General features: G+C 45.0%; 19 protein-coding genes and 1 riboswitch. Of the genes, 12 read left to right on the top strand and 7 right to left on the bottom strand.

What is annotated here, in order from left to right; all coding sequences use genetic code 11:
- Nucleotides 1-82: 82 nt before the first annotated feature.
- Nucleotides 83-397, bottom strand: coding sequence for a DMT family transporter (locus NYE58_RS08585; protein ID WP_341001558.1), 315 nt, complete (start codon nt 395-397; stop codon nt 83-85).
- The gene (locus tag NYE58_RS08580) at nt 398-760 is read right to left on the bottom strand and encodes a DMT family transporter (protein WP_036675723.1); all 363 of its coding nucleotides are present in this window, start codon (nt 758-760) and stop codon (nt 398-400) included.
- Between the two features lie 84 nt (nt 761-844).
- Nucleotides 845-952: riboswitch (guanidine-I (ykkC/yxkD leader) on the bottom strand.
- Between the two features lie 148 nt (nt 953-1,100).
- On the opposite strand from NYE58_RS08580, the gene NYE58_RS08575 reads away from it, so the two are divergent.
- On the top strand, nt 1,101-2,039 hold the full coding sequence (locus tag NYE58_RS08575) for an MBL fold metallo-hydrolase (protein WP_341001557.1): 939 nt from the start codon (nt 1,101-1,103) through the stop codon (nt 2,037-2,039).
- 28 nt (nt 2,040-2,067) lie between these two features.
- Nucleotides 2,068-2,400 carry a hypothetical protein gene (locus tag NYE58_RS08570; RefSeq protein WP_076098855.1) on the top strand — a complete coding sequence of 111 codons (333 nt, stop codon included), beginning with the start codon at nt 2,068-2,070 and terminating at the stop codon, nt 2,398-2,400.
- Between the two features lie 50 nt (nt 2,401-2,450).
- Here the strand turns inward: NYE58_RS08570 and NYE58_RS08565 are convergent, their stop codons facing one another.
- Both NYE58_RS08565 and NYE58_RS08560 read right to left on the bottom strand, forming a co-directional pair.
- On the bottom strand, nt 2,451-2,867 hold the full coding sequence (locus NYE58_RS08565; protein ID WP_076098857.1) for an HIT family protein: 417 nt from the start codon (nt 2,865-2,867) through the stop codon (nt 2,451-2,453).
- Nucleotides 2,868-2,913: 46 nt separating this feature from the next.
- Nucleotides 2,914-5,745, bottom strand: a complete 2,832-nt coding sequence (locus NYE58_RS08560; RefSeq protein ID WP_076098859.1) for a glycoside hydrolase family 3 protein — start codon at nt 5,743-5,745, stop codon at nt 2,914-2,916.
- 227 nt (nt 5,746-5,972) lie between these two features.
- On the opposite strand from NYE58_RS08560, the gene NYE58_RS37465 reads away from it, so the two are divergent.
- From NYE58_RS37465 to NYE58_RS37460, 4 genes are all read left to right on the top strand, one after another.
- The gene (locus NYE58_RS37465; protein WP_445671784.1) at nt 5,973-6,191 is read left to right on the top strand and encodes a DUF1720 domain-containing protein; all 219 of its coding nucleotides are present in this window, start codon (nt 5,973-5,975) and stop codon (nt 6,189-6,191) included.
- Nucleotides 6,192-6,257: 66 nt separating this feature from the next.
- Nucleotides 6,258-6,575, top strand: a complete 318-nt coding sequence (locus NYE58_RS08550) for a transposase (RefSeq protein WP_036683594.1) — start codon at nt 6,258-6,260, stop codon at nt 6,573-6,575.
- Nucleotides 6,524-7,450: an IS3 family transposase gene (locus NYE58_RS08545; protein ID WP_143766314.1), complete on the top strand. Its 927-nt coding sequence runs from the start codon at nt 6,524-6,526 to the stop codon at nt 7,448-7,450. The genes NYE58_RS08550 and NYE58_RS08545 overlap by 52 nt, the downstream gene beginning before the upstream one ends.
- Nucleotides 7,447-8,103, top strand: coding sequence for a DUF1720 domain-containing protein (locus NYE58_RS37460; RefSeq protein WP_445671755.1), 657 nt, complete (start codon nt 7,447-7,449; stop codon nt 8,101-8,103). Before NYE58_RS08545 ends, NYE58_RS37460 begins: the two co-directional genes overlap by 4 nt.
- On the opposite strand, the gene NYE58_RS08535 is transcribed toward NYE58_RS37460, so the two are convergent.
- The 3 genes from NYE58_RS08535 to NYE58_RS08525 all read right to left on the bottom strand — a co-directional run bounded on the left by NYE58_RS08535 (nt 8,091) and on the right by NYE58_RS08525 (nt 10,695).
- Nucleotides 8,091-8,768, bottom strand: coding sequence for a winged helix-turn-helix domain-containing protein (locus tag NYE58_RS08535; RefSeq protein ID WP_036675732.1), 678 nt, complete (start codon nt 8,766-8,768; stop codon nt 8,091-8,093). The genes NYE58_RS37460 and NYE58_RS08535 overlap by 13 nt on opposite strands.
- A 1,182-nt stretch (nt 8,769-9,950) precedes the next feature.
- Nucleotides 9,951-10,370, bottom strand: a complete 420-nt coding sequence (locus tag NYE58_RS08530; RefSeq protein ID WP_051490866.1) for a rhodanese-like domain-containing protein — start codon at nt 10,368-10,370, stop codon at nt 9,951-9,953.
- A 4-nt stretch (nt 10,371-10,374) separates the two neighbouring features.
- Entirely contained in the window at nt 10,375-10,695 is a 321-nt protein-coding gene (locus NYE58_RS08525) for a rhodanese-like domain-containing protein (RefSeq protein WP_076307996.1), read from the bottom strand.
- A gap of 101 nt (nt 10,696-10,796) precedes the next feature.
- Here NYE58_RS08525 and NYE58_RS08520 point away from each other — a divergent pair, with 101 nt between their 5' ends.
- The 6 genes from NYE58_RS08520 to NYE58_RS08495 all read left to right on the top strand — a co-directional run bounded on the left by NYE58_RS08520 (nt 10,797) and on the right by NYE58_RS08495 (nt 17,249).
- Nucleotides 10,797-11,081 carry an ArsR/SmtB family transcription factor gene (locus NYE58_RS08520; RefSeq protein ID WP_036675735.1) on the top strand — a complete coding sequence of 95 codons (285 nt, stop codon included), beginning with the start codon at nt 10,797-10,799 and terminating at the stop codon, nt 11,079-11,081.
- A 6-nt stretch (nt 11,082-11,087) separates the two neighbouring features.
- Entirely contained in the window at nt 11,088-13,640 is a 2,553-nt protein-coding gene (locus NYE58_RS08515) for an FAD-dependent oxidoreductase (protein WP_341001552.1), read from the top strand.
- Nucleotides 13,641-13,849: 209 nt separating this feature from the next.
- The gene (locus tag NYE58_RS08510; RefSeq protein ID WP_076141192.1) at nt 13,850-14,542 is read left to right on the top strand and encodes a response regulator transcription factor; all 693 of its coding nucleotides are present in this window, start codon (nt 13,850-13,852) and stop codon (nt 14,540-14,542) included.
- Nucleotides 14,543-14,624: 82 nt separating this feature from the next.
- The gene (locus NYE58_RS08505) at nt 14,625-15,548 is read left to right on the top strand and encodes an ABC transporter ATP-binding protein (protein ID WP_076141191.1); all 924 of its coding nucleotides are present in this window, start codon (nt 14,625-14,627) and stop codon (nt 15,546-15,548) included.
- A complete protein-coding gene (locus NYE58_RS08500) occupies nt 15,541-16,302 on the top strand; it encodes an ABC transporter permease (RefSeq protein WP_076141190.1) in 762 nt (253 codons plus the stop codon). Before NYE58_RS08505 ends, NYE58_RS08500 begins: the two co-directional genes overlap by 8 nt.
- Before the next feature lie 20 nt (nt 16,303-16,322).
- On the top strand, nt 16,323-17,249 hold the full coding sequence (locus tag NYE58_RS08495; protein WP_249267682.1) for a sensor histidine kinase: 927 nt from the start codon (nt 16,323-16,325) through the stop codon (nt 17,247-17,249).
- Nucleotide 17,250: the final 1 nt, after the last annotated feature.

Genomic DNA, 17,250 nt, shown 5'->3' with positions numbered 1-17,250 from the left:
ACCCTTTCGAAACATCTGAATCGTGTCTAATTTATAACTTATCTTTCCTTTAGGAGAGAAAAAGCAACAAATTGATTGCTAACTACGCTATCAACTTCAGCCCCACTGCGGCTCCCAGTATCATAAAAATACAGATAACCCGCAGCCAATCTTTGGCCTCTCCATATAAAAGCATCCCCAAAATCGCCCCACCAGATGCACCGATCCCCGTCCATACCGCATAAGCTGTACCCATAGGCAAACTTTTCATTGCAAATGATAGAAAAAGAAAACTTCCCCCAAAACCAAGGAAGAGCAGCAAAAACGACTGCAGATTCCGGTGTTTATTCAACCTGTTGATCATAGCCACTCCGAACATTTCAAACAATCCAGCAACAACCAAAAATGCCCATGCCATTTAAGACTCCCCCTTTATTTCAGTTTCTTTGATATCTTTGGTTTCGTTAGTTACCATTTTCAGACCTATTACTCCTGCCAGCAAAATAACCACCAGTACCAGCTTCATTAGCTTGAAGGGTTCACCGAATAAAACCATGTCCGCAATGACTGTTCCTGCCGTCCCCAGCCCAACAAATACAGAATATACGGTACCCACCGGTAATTTACTGCTTGCTGAAATAATGACATAGAAACTTATTATTATGGCTACAACTGTGATCAGCCACTCCCACACGCTTGAAGCATGCTTTAGACCTATGACCCACATGACTTCGAAAATCGCAGCGCCAACTACCTTCAGCCACTCTGAATTCTTTTTCATTTCAAGCCCTCCTTCAATTCACCCTATCTTATGATTGCCCACGGACAAACAAATAAGCCCGGAAGGTCATCGCCAAATGGCGATACCTCCCGGGCTTTTATCCCTCCGTGTAGACACAAACTTAATGTTCGTGCGTTTTCCCTCGGACCAGACCAGCTGTGCACTCGCTGCGGAACCCTAGAAAACAAATAAATGATTAAGTTACATCGTATGGTAGCAAATCGGGCGTATAAAAGCAACCTTTTCTATTCCGAGAGTAATTAAATCATAGTATAAACTTCCATAAAATTATAAAATAGATATAAATTTCATTCGATTATCTAGGAAAAGAGGTTAATTTATGTTTCATTCCAGACATTTTAACTGCGTCCCTCTAGTGGAAGGCATTTATTGCCTTGAAGCGAAGGAGCAAGGCGGAGCCATGAGCAATGCCGGTTTGATAGATATGGGTGATTACACATTAATCTTTGATACATTCAACACTCCACAAGCTGGCAAAGATCTTAGGGATGCCGCTCTGTATTATTTTAATAAACCTATCAAATACGTCATCAACAGCCATTGGCATGGAGACCACGTTAGAGGGAACCAATTCTTCTCGGAAGAAGTAATCATATCCTCCAGTAGAACTAGAGAGCTCATGATAAAAACTCAAACCGACTGGCTAGCCCGAATGAAGAAACTGCTTCCTAATCTTGATGAGGATCTTAATAAGCTTAATACCTCTCTCGAGCTCGAACTGAACGATTCCAAACAACGAGAGCACCTTTCGCAAATAGGTTATTTACAAGAAATCAAAGAGTCTATACTAACGCTTGAAGTAACGCTTCCCCAACTAACTTATGACCGCAAAATGACCATACATGGCTCGGCTAGATCCGTTGAGCTCTTATCGGTGGGTGCTGCCCATACGGAATGCGATTCTATTCTATTTTCTCCTTCCGATTCTTTAGCTTTTGTTGGAGATATTGTCGCTGTTGATAATCATCCATTATTAGTAGACGGTAATCCCTTATCCTGGTTGGAGGCACTTACTTATGTCGAGCGCTTAGATGTGAACATAATTGTTCCCGGTCACGGGCCCGTTACTCAAAAACATTATCTACAGCAAATAAAACGGTATATAAATGATATAATCCATATTAGCGAATCATTGATACACGAAGACATGAATGTGAATGTGAACCATATAGAAATTCCTGAGCCTTATCTGGGCTGGAATTATGGGAGTATTTTTTACAGAAATCTTGAGTTTTTGACGAAAGCAGCTAATAACTAATTTTTGGAGTTGAAGGGAGAGGTTCGTTATGGTTTTTGGGATACTATTTGTAGGTGTCGCTGTATTTATTATTATACAAGCCGTTATACGGAATGGCTCGAGCTCGAACAGAAGTACCTTTGATAGAAATAGGCAAAATGATGCCGCCAACATGTCTTTTATGGCTGCCAGTCATCCGGATCTGCTGGATCCAAACCACTCTAACCACTCTAATCATTCGAACCACCATAATCACCACGGAGATCACTCACATCACCATTCTGGACCTGACAGCGGGGGGCATAGCTGGGGTGGAGACGGCGGACATAGTGGCGGTGGAGACTTCGGTGGTGGAGATGCTGGCGGGGGCGGTTGTGATTAGATGAAAAGAAACGAAAAGGACATCCCTGATCTTTCAGGAATGTCCTTTTTTTAATACTCATTTATGATACTGAGAATTTCAGCTTGAGTTTGGCTTAATAACTTTTCGGCACTGTGCGGATGGATTGGTTCGCTCCAAGCGAAGCCATCTCCTTCGTATCTAGGAATAAGATGCATATGATAGTGAGTCAGGTCGTTAAACTTCCCACCATTTTGGCAAATGCTGATGCCATCAGGTGCAAACAAAACCTTCAGGACAACTGATAGCTTCTTTGAAGCGTCCATAATCGCATACGATGTTTCTGAATCGATATCTTCGAGATCCCAATAATGCTTTTTAGGGAGAATTAAGAGATGTCCTTCGTTAAATGGAGCAATGTCGAGCACACAAGTTACAATTTCATTCTCGTATACTACGTTTACGTTAGGCTCAATCCCGTTAGCGATCCGACATCCCAAACAATCCATACAGGCACCTCTCCATCCAAAGAAATTAAGAGCGCTCTAGCTTATCTTATTGATTAAATTGAAAACGGCTAAGCAGTACCTCACCATTAAAGATGAGATAAACATCGGTAGTTCCAGATTCCACGGATACTTCACCAGTAAGTGTGTTCCACTGCTGCAACACGCCACCCGATGGTACAGTCACAGATCCAACCATTGTCCCTGCTGGGCTGCCCGTTCTAATCTCGAGGGTGCCACCTTTTGCAGAGGATACCAAGGCTTCAAAAGCTCCTGCCCCTTGCTCGAACAATACATCTTTAAAAGCGATCCAAGCGCCATCTTTTACCGGATGTATGGAAGCACCGCCTGCTTTGCACTCGTCCAGATATACGCCTTCGTAGTCATCGTAATTCTCTGCTTTGGTATTGATATACAGATTACGCGACGGAATAACGTCCCCTTGAACCGATAGTTGAGCGGATAATTGGATATCAGCAGATGAACGGCCGATCAGAACCATGTACTCTCCATTTTCCACGCAATATTGCTCACGGGTAACATCCCAGAATGCCAGCTCGGCAACCGGCAACGTAAACTCTATGGTTTGCGATTGACCTGCGGTTAGGTTTACTTTTTCAAAACCCTTCAACTGTTTAATCGGACGTTTCACCCGGGAATTCAGAGCTTGCACATATAGCTGCACCACTTCGTCCCCATCAACAACGCCTGTATTCTCTACTTGAACGGAAATTTTAAACGTGTCATCCGCTTGCAGCTCCTTAGCACTTAGGCTTAGGTTGCTGTAGGAAACTTGGGCATAACTTAAGCCGTGTCCAAACGCATACAGTGGCTCTCCGTCAAAGTACATATATGTTCTTTTGCCTTTGATAATATCATAATCCATCAGCTCAGGCAGCTGTTCTACAGAACGGAACCAAGTCATGTTCAGCTTGCCGGAAGGACTGTAATCGCCGAAAAGAACTTCTGCCACCGCATTGCCCAGCTCTTGTCCACTGTGGGAGGTATACAATACAGCCGGGATGTTCTCGTCAATCCAAGTGGAAGTTATCGGGTAACTGCCGACAATGACTACAACTGTATTCGGGTTCGCTTCATAGACAGCCTTGACCAGTCGCTCTTGCTCCTCTGGAAGCACAATATCCGGTCTGTCGATTTCTTCTTTTCCGTTAAGGAGTGGATGGTTGCCCACAAAAACCACAGCGATTTCCGCAGCCTTGGCAGCTTCTACTGCAGCCTCTATGCCGTTAGTTACGATGTTCTTTTTGAAAAGACGTGCTTCCGCATTAGCATCCTGATCTGCCATCTGTAGCGTTCCATCTTCCGGATTCACCGAGATCATTTTATCATTCCAGGTCCGCAAAGATACCGTATCTTCGCTTTCCGGAACGATGTTAATCGATTCTTTTACAAACCAGCCGTAAATTTCATCAGCAGATGCTGTGAGAGTCTCTGCTTCGCTTAAAGTTACATACTGACCGCGACTTGTCGCCTTCAGAGTATTGCTAGTCCAGCCCCAAGCTGTATGTTGGAACAATTCTCCGTGCTCTGCTATGTCATGCTGTACAGCCAGTCTTCCGTCCTCACCTGTGATTCCGATAGCTTGGCCGTTTGCAGCTGAAGTAAGAATGATCTGATCTGCGCCACTCTCAAAAGTAACGTGTTTACCAGGCAGCTTTTTGCTAACACCCTGCAAAGGAGTCACTCCATAAGGTAATGTGCCAGAATACCAATCTCTAAAGGCTTCATCACCAAGCGGACCAATAATCGCCAATTTGCTCAGACTGCTTTTGTTCAATGGCAATGTGCCTTGTTCATTCTTCAACAATACTATAGATTGTTTCGCAGCTTCCAAAGAGAGTGCCGTATGTTTTTTGCTAAGAATAACGGAATCGTCGATTGCATCGTATGGGTTCCCCTCAGCCGGATCGAACTCTCCCAGACGGAAACGAACTCTGAAAGTGTTGGCAAGCGCACGATCCAAATCTTCCTCTGCTAAGAGGCCTTGGTCTAGCGCTTCGTGAAGAACCTTGATTGTCTCTGCGGTTTCTTCTGTTACGCTGTCAATTCCATTTTTGATAGATTCAGCCATCGATTGTGCAAAAGATTCATAATACTTGTGGTCCTTCACGATCCCAAAAAGATCGCCGGCATCGCTTACAATAAAGCCATCCATTTCCCATTCGCCTTTAACCACATCCATTACTGCCGGATGAAGAATAACAGGCACGCCATTCACCGAGTTATAAGCGGTCATCATGGACTGTGCGCCACCTTCTTGAAAAGCAGGCTTAAACGCTTCCAGATAATACTCCCGCATATTTCTCGGATCGATGCTCGCGGAGCAGTTCCCGCGTTCAATCTCATTATTGTTGCCGAGGAAATGCTTCAGCGTTGCTACCGCTTTCAAATAGACCGGGTGATCACCTTGGATTCCCTGCACTAGTGATGTGCTGAGTCGGCCGGTCAACTCTGGATCTTCACCGTAAGCTTCCTCGGTTCTTCCCCAACGCGGGTCACGTTCCATATCCACAGTTGGCGCCCATAACGTCAGACCGTTCACCGTTGGATTCTTTTTGTAAAAGGCTCTAGCTTCATCTCCGATGGCCGAACCAATCTCCTTCAGCAGCTCTGGATTCCAAGTACAAGCCAGTCCGCTTGGCTGAGGAAAAGAAGTCGCTTTTCCAAGCCAAGAAATCCCGTGCGCCGCTTCCGTACCATGCTTGTAGGCCCCAACACCCAAACGCTCTATGGCAGCTTGATACTGAGGCATCAGGCTTACTTTTTCATCAAGTGTTAGTCTGGAGATCAGATCCTGCACTCGCTCATTTAAAGGTAAATCAATCTGTTGAAATGGATATTTAGCTATATCTGTTCCCATCAAAATCGCTCCTTCGTCTCTTGTTGATAGCGGTTTCATTCATTCCCGAGGACAATCCTTCAAAAAAACTCCTATACGTCCTATCCATCTAATCATAGAAGATTCCCCTCCTCCGCAACACCTTAACAATCTAAATAGAAATCAGGTCATAATTAGAGATTTAGGGGGATGATGTGAGTACGTAGGTTTGCTCGTTATTCGCTCCATCTCCACAATCTACGGGATTTATACCGTTTATTTGCTCACTTCCCACTCCACGCCCACAATCTACGGGATTTATACCGTTCATTTGCTCACTTCTCGCTCCACGCCCACAATCTACGGGATTTATACCGTTCATTTGCCCACTTCCCGCTGTACGCCCACAATCTACGGGATTTATACCGTTTATTTGCCCTATTCTCGCTGCACGCCCACAATCTACGGGATTTTTACCGTTCATTTGAAGCTAGAATAAAAAGTGGACAGTAGTTAACAGACTGGCGATAATGAGTCCACGGAGGTGTGTTCACATGGGAGAACATCGACAACGGTATAACGAAGAATTTAAAAAACAGACAGTGCAGTTCATTCAAGAGCAAACAAAGACAGTGGGCGACTTGGCGGAAGAGCTCAACATCCCAAAAAGTACCCTGCATCAATGGATGAGCCAGTATCGAGAACTAAAGAATGAACCGGCAGCTAGCGTGGATCGAGTACGGGAACTCGAGGCACAGTTGAAAGAAATGAGCCGTCAACTTCAAGAAAAAGATAACAAGATTGCCGATGTGGAAGAGGAATTAGCGATCGTAAAAAAAGCAGTGCACATCTTCAGCAAACCAAGGAACTGAGATTCCAGTTTATTGAAAAACATCGCTCCGAGTTTCTCTTGGAGAAGATGTGCATGACCCTACATGTGTCACGGAGCGGGTACTACAAGTGGCGGACAGAAAAAAACAGTACGCATATGCTTCGTAAGGCTGCGATAATGAAGCGAATTCAGTATCATTTTGCAGACCATCAAAAGCGGTATGGGAGTCCGAAGATCACCCGCCTGTTACATCAAGAAGGTTATACCGTTACCGAACGCACGGTGAGTGTGTACATGCGACATATGAAGCTTCGCTCCATTGTCTCCAAAACGTATCGCGTACAGACCACTGACTCCAATCATGACCATCCGATTGCCCCGAATACGCTGAACCAGCAATTTAAAATACTCAAACCCAATTCAGTATGGGTTACCGACATTACGTACATTCCTTGCCGGGGAGGGCGCTTGTACCTGGCTAGTGTAATGGACCTTTGCACGCGCGAAATCGTGGGGTGGCGCTTGGAGAACCATATGGAAACTAGCTTAATTTCGGGCGCCTTACAAGATGCTTACGAAGCTAAACAACCGGAAAAGGGTCTATTACATCACTCCGATAGAGGTTCTCAATATACTTCTCATGAATACAGGCAGCAGTTGAAAGCGTATGGCATGGAGTCCAGCATGAGCCGCAGAGGTAATTGTTATGATAACGCCTGTATCGAGTCGTGGCACAGCATTTTGAAAAAGGAGCTCATTTATTGTAATCCACGCTTCAAAACTAAGGAGCAAGCCTACCAGACACTTTTTCAATATATTGAGTTTTATTATAACCGCAAGCGAATGCATGGCGCGCTGGGGTATCTTTCTCCAGTTCGTTTTGCTGAGCAATTGACTAGAATGTCTGTTGCGTGACTGTCCACTTTCTTGACAGAGGTCCAATTTGCTCACTTCCCGCTGTACGCCCACAATCTACGGGATTTATACCGTTCATTTGCTCACTTCTCGCTCCACGCCCACAATCTACGGGATTTATACCGTTTATTTGCTCACTTCTCGCTCCATCTCCGCAATCTACGGGATTTATACCGTTCATTTGCTCACTTCTCGCTCCATCTCCGCAATCTACGGGATTTATACCGTTCATTTGCCTAATTCCCGCTCCATCTCCGCAATCTACGGGATTTATACCGTTCATTTGCCTAATTCCCGCTCCATCTCCGCAATCTACGGGATTTATACCGTTCATTTGCTCACTTCTCGCTCCACGCCCCCAATCTACGGGATTTATACCGTTCATTTGCCCAATTCCCGCTGTACGCCTCCAATCTACGGGATTTATACCGTTCATTTGCCCAATTCCCGCTCCACGCCCACAATCTACGGGATTTATACCGTTTATTTGCTCACTTCTCGCTCCACGCCCACAATCTACGGGATTTATACCGTTTATTTGCTCACTTCTCGCTCCATCTCCGCAATCTACGGGATTTATACCGTTCATTTGCTCACTTCTCGCTCCACGCCCACAATCTACGGGATTTATACCGTTTATTCACCACAGCTGAATATCGTTAAGTGAATGTACATATTCATAGCGACAAACCCTCCCACTCACCTGGGAAACTATCGGCTTAAACTTACCTTTCTCACAAAGCGACCTCATACATTTCCTAACTGTACGCAGATCAATGCCAAGCTCCCTCACCAAATCAACAGGCCGAATGTCCCCGTTCGAACGCACCGCAATTTGCAAAATATCACGCTCCAGTCGACTAAACGCCTCCTTCTCTTCTGTCCTCAAAGCGAGGTACGGCATCAGCAATGATCTCAACAAAAAAATAGTATTCTCAGGATTGGCTTCCAGATCATCATATGGTATCGCCACTACCCGATAACCCGCGATTTGTAGATAAGTCTCTCGATTCAATTCCTGCCGATAACGCGTCCGATCTGTGTTTTGCACATGTGGGCCGTAACCTTTTACCTCAAAAGCAAACTTAACCTGCCCAGGCTTCCACGCAAAATCAACAAAATAAGGCCATCCCCGCCAATCCAACACTTCATATTCAGGATGGAGATCATCAAAATGACCCATCATCGGCCACCAAACCTTCTCCGCAAACATTCGCTCACCATGCCCATGTCCCCGCTCCAATCTCCCCCGTCTTTCTCCCGTTCTTCGACTAATATGATCTTCCACCCACTTACGATGTTCTTCCGTAAATCCCATAACGTTCCCCTCCTCCTTGGCATAAAAAAATCCCGCACCCAATTATGGATGCGGGACGTGCTTCGTCCTATTACTCAAAAGTATAGTATTCGCCTTCTTATGCTGTCAATGACACTCTACATTCAACGTTAGCATCGAGCTAAATATACTTGCCTATTAAAAAATCACATTGGTTAGAGTATGTTGCATTAAAGTAATTTCAGCTACAGTTAGATCACTACAGTGAGTTCAGCTAAATTTAGCTACAGTTAGATCACTACAGTTCAGTTAGTATTAGCTCAGCAAGAACAATCTCGGTTAAGTAAACTACTTTTGAGTTAGACGACTAGACTTAGCTCAATATAGTATGTTTTGTATAGTAGGTTCAGTTAAAGTAATCTCGGTTTGACTAAGTTCCCCTAGAATAATATTATTCGACCTACCTTTTTGAAATTGTCTAAAATCGTCTCCCATTCTCCACTATTCACTGGCTATCGACCTGTGATTTTTCTATTTAATTGTATTTCATGCAACTATTTAACCCTTATCCCCCTAAAAGTCCATTTAGTTGTACTTTCTACAACTAAAAAAGGAGATATTAGGTAGTTAAGCGTAAATGATCAAATTTAGATGTACAAAGTGCAGTTAATTGTTACTTTTCCTAAAACTACTGAAGTTTAGCTGCACAAAATGCAATTAAAACTGAGTTCGAGTGAGGCTGGCTGGATTGCGTCTTAGTTACATCACTTAGCGCCCTAGCTACAACATCGACTTAACTACATTGATTTAGCGACCTACCTACAACATCGCGACTTAGTTACATTAATATAGCGACCTAGCCACAACATCGCGGCTTAGCAACATTAATATAGCGGCCTAGCCACAACATCGCGACTTAGCAACATTAATGTAGCAACCTACCTACAACATTGCGACTTAGCAACATTAATATTGCGACCTACCACAACATCGCGGCTTAGCATCATTAATATAGCGACCTAGCCACAACATCACAACTTAGCACCATTAATATAGCGGCTCAACTAGAGTGACATATTGCTCCTCTTCGCTGCTCTCCCTCACCTAGCAAATGTGCATGCCGAGCGCCTCACCCATAGGCATCATAAGAGATCATTCCAACGACACCCTGACTTCGACACCCTAGCTTCAATCCGAGACGGGAAATCAATGATCATAAATCCATTATCCTTCACAACAACCTTTCACAGAAATGTCGGAGAGCGTTCTTTTGTTCCCTAACAAATCACCGTTTACCGCATATAACTTACGAAATCCCTGCTTATAAAGAATTCGCGCAGCTTTATTTCTTTTGTAGTAACTTCCTGCAAGAATTAATATTGAATCGCCTGGAGATAGACAGTGCTGCCAGACATAAGGTAACCGCCCAAGCGATATATTTATCGAACCACGGATACTGTCCTTCTGGTAATCAACGGCATCCCTGACATCGAGCATTTTCATAGCCAGTGATTGATCTGCTAATTCGCGAACCTCACGGACTTCTATATAAGAAAGTGAACGAACAGGCCATGCATAACGTAAAAACCTCAAAATACTAAAGACAATTAAGATACTCAGTAGGATCCGTACCATCATGCTCATGCCATTACTCCCGTACCAAAAAATCATCCGTCCAAGCCCCTAATCCACCCGTCATGTTCACAACGTTATACCCCTTTTCACTCAGCAGCTCACAAGCCAGTCCACTACGGCCACCACTTAAGCACATCACAATTATCTCGCCATGAGAATCCAGTTCATCTAAGCGCATCAATAACTGTCCAAGCGGAATATGTTTAGCACCCATTACATGTCCCTCCACCCATTCGGCGGGTTCGCGTATATCCAACATGGTAAGAGTCTCGCCATTCTTCAAGCGTTCCGCTACTTGCTGTGGGGTAATTTCCTTTGAAATTTTAAAAGACATCGAGCATCTCTCCTTCACCTTTATAAAAATAACTTGATTTCCATATCACTATATCATAATATTACGATATAAGGATATTGTAAAGCGAGGTGTTCGTTACCATGGACAAAAATTTCAAAGCTTATAACCAAACCGCCGAAACCTTAAAGGCTATAGCTCATCCCGTGCGCTTGTGCATCATCAAAGGACTTCTGGAAAAGGGCAGCTGCAACGTTAGCTTCATGCAGGACTGTCTCGATCTTCCACAATCTACGGTGTCCCAGCATTTACAGAAGCTTAGATCACTAGGCATCGTTGAAACCGAACGTAATGGGCTGGAGATTAACTATTCTGTTAAAGACGAAAAAATCAAACATCTGATTCAGTTATTTTTAGGGGAGGAATAAGTCATCATGAGTAAAAAAGTATTAATTGTTGGCGGTGTTGCAGGAGGCGCGTCAGCAGCCGCCCGACTTCGGAGATTAGATGAAGATGCGCTTATTGTAATGTTTGAGCGTGATCCGTACATTTCTTTTGCCAATTGCGGACTTCCTTATTATATCGGTGGGTCCATTCAGGACCGCTCCAAGCTGCTGGTGCAGACACCGGAGGCGATGCACAAACGTTTTAACATCGATGTTCGGATTCAAAGTGAAGTCGTGTCTATCGACCCCGTGAACAAAAAAGTGCGAGTAGAAAGCATAGAAAAAGGCTCCTATGAAGAGAGCTATGATGCGCTTATTTTATCGCCAGGTGCTAAACCGATTCGTCCGAATCTGCCCGGTATCGAGAGTTCCCAAATACACATGTTGCGTAACATTCCCGACACTGACAAAGTCAAAGCTAAAGTCGCTGCGGAAGGCACACGTTCGGCCGTGGTGATCGGTGGTGGATTTATCGGTGTGGAAATGGCTGAGAACCTTAGAGAAGCTGGTCTGGAAGTTTCCTTAATTGAAGCAGGACCACAAATATTAGCTCCATTCGATACTGAAATGTCTTCTATTTTGGCAAAAGAACTCGACGAGCATGGTGTTAATCTTATTTTTTCCGATATGGTCCAAGGGTTTGCTGAGGTGGGAGAACAAATACAGGTGCAATTAGCAAGTGGCACTGTACTGCAAAGTGATATGGTTCTGCTGGCTATCGGCGTTTCTCCGGATACCTCTTTTCTGAAGGACAGTGGCTTAGAATTCGGTCCCCGCGGCCATATTTTAGTCAATGAGCGGATGGAGACTAATCTGGATCAAGTGTTCGCTGTAGGTGACGCGGTTGAGGTGGTTGATTTCGTAAACGGAACAAAAACCGCTATTCCACTAGCTGGTCCTGCCAATAAGCAAGGGCGGATTGCTGCGGACAACGTCAGTGGTCTCGGCACAACTTACAAAGGATCACAAGGGACTTCTATTATAAAGGTTTTTGGAGTCACAGGTGCTTCTACCGGAAATAACGAAAAAACATTACAACGTTTGGGTCTGCCGTATCACGTGATTTATATACATCCAAGCTCACACGCAACCTATTATCCGGGGGCAACCCCGATATCTATGAAACTGATTTTTGATCCAAAAGGTACGGTGCTAGGAGCACAAGCTGTAGGTTACAGTGGTGTAGACAAACGTATCGACGATATCGCTACAGTTATTCGTTTTAGAGGTACGGTCACTGATTTGACGGAGTTGGAGCTATCTTATGCCCCTCCTTATTCTTCCGCTAAAGATCCGGTGAATATGGCTGGATTTGCCGCTGAAAATATTTTGCATGGTTTGACTACGGTATTCGTCCCTAAGGATTTAGAAGGTCGTGACAAAAACAATACCATTTTAGTTGACGTACGTTCGGAAATCGAACATGCTAATGGTCATATTGAAGGGTCTATTAACATCCCTGTGGATGATCTGCGTAGTCGGCTAAGCGAGCTTGACTCTAGTAAAGAAATTTGGGTGTATTGCCAAGTTGGACTCAGAGGCTACACCGCTTCCCGGATTTTACAGCAAAAAGGTTACCGTGTGAAGAATCTGACCGGCGGTTATAAAACCTATCAGATGAGCCAATTTACGCCTAAAAAAAAAGATAACTTGACGCCAAACGTTGGTACACCAGCAGCCAGTAAAGAAATCGCAGCAACGGGAGCAATGACGGAGACTGGAACTGGAACTGGGACAGAGACTGGAACTGGCACAGTTACACCAACCGTTAACGCTACAGCTTTCACAACACCTGATTCCGTGCTTGATGCCTGCGGACTGTGCTGCCCAGGGCCGCTGATCCAAGTTAAAATGAGCATGGACCCGCTCTTGGACGGGCAAGTCCTGAAGGTCACTGCTTCCGATCCCGGATTTTATGAGGATATCAAGGCTTGGGCTCGTATGTCCAACAATACGCTTTTGCAGCTAACAAAGCTGCCTACTGGCATGATCGAAGCTTATCTGCGCAAAGGAGTTATCGGGACTTCAGCATCAGCACCAACCGGAGCAGGCGCACAAGTAATTCAAACTAGCAATGCAAGCACAATGGTTGTTTTTAGCGGGGATTTGGATAGAGCGATCGCTTCCTTCATCATTGCCAACGGAGCAGCATCCAGCGGCAAAAAAGTCACAATGTTCTTTACCTTCTGGGGCCTCAATATTATCCGCAAGGATGAGAAGGTGCCTGTGAACAAAAACTTTATCGGAAAAATGTTCGGTGCCATGATGCCACGCGGCAGCCGGAAGCTGACGCTTTCAAATATGAACATGATGGGCATGGGCTCGAAGATGATCCGCTCTCTAATGAAGAGCAAAAATATCTCTTCCTTGGAGGAATTGATTCAGATGGCTATCGACCAAGGTGTGGAAATCGTCGCCTGCCAAATGTCCATGGATCTTATGGGCATCACTCGTGAAGAACTGATTGACGGTGTCGGAATCGGCGGCGTTGGTTATTACCTCGGCCAAGCCGATCAGTCGGGTCATAATCTATTTATCTAAATACCTTAACATCGCAAAGGGACTCCTCTATTTAAATAGAAGAGTCTCTTTCTTATATAAAAATGAACTCACGAGAATCGGTGATATAGATTTGAATAACCAAAATGCAGAAATTGGCTGGATCTGGATACAGAATCTAAAACCTGCTATCCTATTTAATAGGCATTCATCCGAACAACGACCTATTTTAGGTGGAAAAAGGAGATTAAATGAATAACCCGATACATATTCTTGTTGCTGAGGACGACAGCGACATCAACCGATTGCTGTGCAGCATTATTAAGAAAAGCGGCTACATTCCCCAACCCGCTTACTCGGGAACGGAGGCACTTCTCTATCTGGAGCAACGTCAATGGAGCATGCTGCTACTGGATCTGATGCTGCCTGGCATGTCGGGAGAGGAACTACTTGAGAGGATTGCCGGGCGGGACGATATGTCGGTAATTATCATTTCCGCCAAGGGTGAGCCCCAGACCAAGGTGTCTGCCCTACGGGCGGGGGCGGATGATTTCATTACAAAACCCTTCGATGTTGAAGAAGTCTCTGCACGGATCGATTCTCATCTACGTTTGTATTCGCGGATTGCGCAATCGGCTTTGCCTAACGTGCTCCAGCATCAGGGCCTTGTACTTCATCGAGATGCGATGTCGGTTACGGCAAATGGTGTGGAACTGACGCTCACAGCTCTAGAGTTTGAAATTCTCTCGTTACTTTTGTCAGCCCCCAAAAAGGTGTTTACGAAAGCGAATTTGTATGAAAGAGTCTGGCACGAGCCATATTTCGGGGACGACAATACGGTCAATGTCCATATGAGCAATTTGCGCAGCAAGCTAACCAAGGCCGCACCAGGAAGCGAATTTATCGAGACGGTATGGGGCATAGGTTATCGGCTCAAGCCTTAAGACATTCTTAAGATTTGGCTTTAGCTCTTCTTATGTTTTCAATTCTATACTTGGTCTATCACGAAAAGGAGGCCAAGACGAGATGTACGAGTATGTATTAAAAACAAATCAGCTATCCAAAAAGTTCAAGGGCCATACAGCGCTGGACAAAGTCAATTTGTCAATCCGTAAAGGCTCTATTTATGGTTTTATTGGACAAAATGGAGCCGGAAAATCAACATTAATCCGGATTGTGACCGGACTTGCTTTTCCGACTCAGGGGACGATCGAGCTGTTCGGAGCCAGTGAAGAGCAAGCCCTGATCCAGGCTCGTAAGCGAATCGGCTCGATTATCGAGAGTCCCGCTTTATTCCCCCATATGACTGCGAGTGAAAATTTAGAAGCAAACCGGATTCTACGTGGTATTCCCGGCAAAGATTGTGTTCCTAGAATGCTAGAGCAAGTTGGACTGCAGGGCGCCGGAAAGAAGAAAGCCAAAAATTTCTCACTTGGAATGAAGCAGCGGTTAGGTCTTGCCATCGCCTTACTGGGAGATCCCGAATTTCTGATTCTGGACGAGCCAACTAATGGGTTGGATCCGATGGGTGTCGTCGAAATGCGCGAACTGCTCAAGCGACTAAACCGTGAGCTAGGCATTACGATAATGATCTCAAGTCATATTCTAAGTGAGCTGCATTTAATGGCAAGTCATTATGGCATTATTCATCACGGTCAGTTGCTTGAACAACTCACTGCGGAGGAATTAAACGAGAAATGTCAGCAGTATTTATTTATCAAAGTGGATGATCCGGGCAAGGCAACAGCCGTCATTCAGAACGAGCTGGGTACGGCCGATTTCGAAGTGATGCAGGATGGAACCATCAAGTTGTATAGCCGTATTGAGCAGCCAGGCAAAGTATCAACAGCTTTATTCAATGCCGGCCTCGAGATCGAGAAGTTTATGCCTATGGGTGAAGACTTGGAAAGTTATTTTACAAAGCGGATTGGGGGGAACCTAAATGTATAATCTGATCAGAGTGGAGTTTTTCAAGCTCCGTAAGAATAGATCATTTTGGACTTTTCTATTGGCACTTTCCGTTCTCTCGCTTGCTTACCCATTGCTATATTATTTTGATCATCGGTCCAATGGGGAACCTCAGATCACCGGCGCTGAATTTCTGACTACCTTTATTTCAAGCAATGCCTACATTATTAAATTCGGCGTAGCCATTCTGGCTGGATTCTTTATCTCTAACGAATATTCCACAGGAGTCATGAAGACGATCGCATCTTCGGGCAACACCAGAGGGCGGCTGTTCGCAGCAAAACTAATCGTATTCGCAGTTGGAGCCATGGCGATTTCGCTCGTCTTTCCTATTGTCAGCACAGTCGAAGTCACGCTGCTTTCGGGCTTCGGTCATCTGCCGGAAGGAAGCACTACACTTTTCATACCGCGAGCTCTCGGGCTAACGTTATTGTACACGGCTGGTTACGCAGCCATCGGGGCGCTGTTCACCGTAATCCTAACCGACAGCGGCAAAACTATCGGCTTCTCAATGATTTTCTTCCTTATGATCGATACGGTTTTGGCTAGTATAGGTTCGAAGATCTCTTTCTTTAGTAATTTGTACGATTATTCCATCTTCAAACGGGTGAGCGATATCGGTAAGCCCAGTATCGACAGCGGAGATTGGCCAGCGCTTCTACTCGTGCCGTTGTTGACAATAGCCGTTTCCGGGGTACTCGGTATTCTCGTATTCCACCGAAAAGAGATCAAATAACAAATGGGGGGTGCAGGAGAGTGTTGCTTATTCTGACAATCATATTGTTTGCGGCAGGAGCTCTCCTGCTTTTCCGTTTCTTAATGTTAAGGCGAGAACTAGGGCGGATAACAGAGCAATTGCATACCTACAACGAGCGAGCATCCGGTAAAAAAATTGATGTGGCTCTATTCGACCAGAAGCTTGAGGCGCTTGCGGGACAAATCAATCGTCAATCTGATTTAATCGTCGAAGCGGAAGCCCAGCGAAAACGTGTCGAACAAGAATTCCGTCAGGCTGTGGCGAATATTTCACATGATATCCGTACACCCCTCACCTCCATCTTCGGTTATATTCAACTGTTGGAGGATGAGTCAATTACCCCTGATGAAAAGCTTGAATATGTTGCCATCGTTAAAAATCGGACGAAACGGCTGCAGGCGCTGCTGAATGATTTTTTTGAGCTTTCCTTGATCGAATCGCTAGATTATCCTCTACATACGGAAAAGCTTGGGATGAGGGCTCTACTCTCGGAAATACTGGTCGGATTTTACGATTCTTTCAACGAACGCAATATTACACCGGATATACGGCTACCTGAGGAAAATGTATCCGTATACGCCGATGAATCCGCTGTGCGGAGAGTTGTCGAAAATTTACTTGTCAATACGGTCAAACATGCGACTGGGTATGTAGAAATCCATTTCGAACGACAGCAGGAAACAGCTGACTTAACAATAGTAAACGATGCGAAGGAACTAGTCGGAAGCGATATTAACCTCTTATTTGACCGATTCTATACCGCAGACCGTACCCGATCTTCTCAAGCTTCCGGGCTGGGTCTCTCCATCGCCAAAAGTCTAATGAATAAAATGGGTGGCACGCTGACAGCCGAACTGGAGGATGATCAGCTGATAATGACCTGCCGTTGGAAACTAGGTGATGCCGGCATTAGCTTGGCTACTTAAT

The organism is Paenibacillus sp. FSL L8-0708 (assembly GCF_038009325.1).
GTDB classification, from domain to species: Bacteria; Bacillota; Bacilli; order Paenibacillales; family Paenibacillaceae; genus Paenibacillus_AQ; species Paenibacillus_AQ odorifer.
The sequence above is the reverse complement of the archived record's forward strand: the minus strand, read 5'-3'. Positions and strand labels throughout refer to the sequence as shown.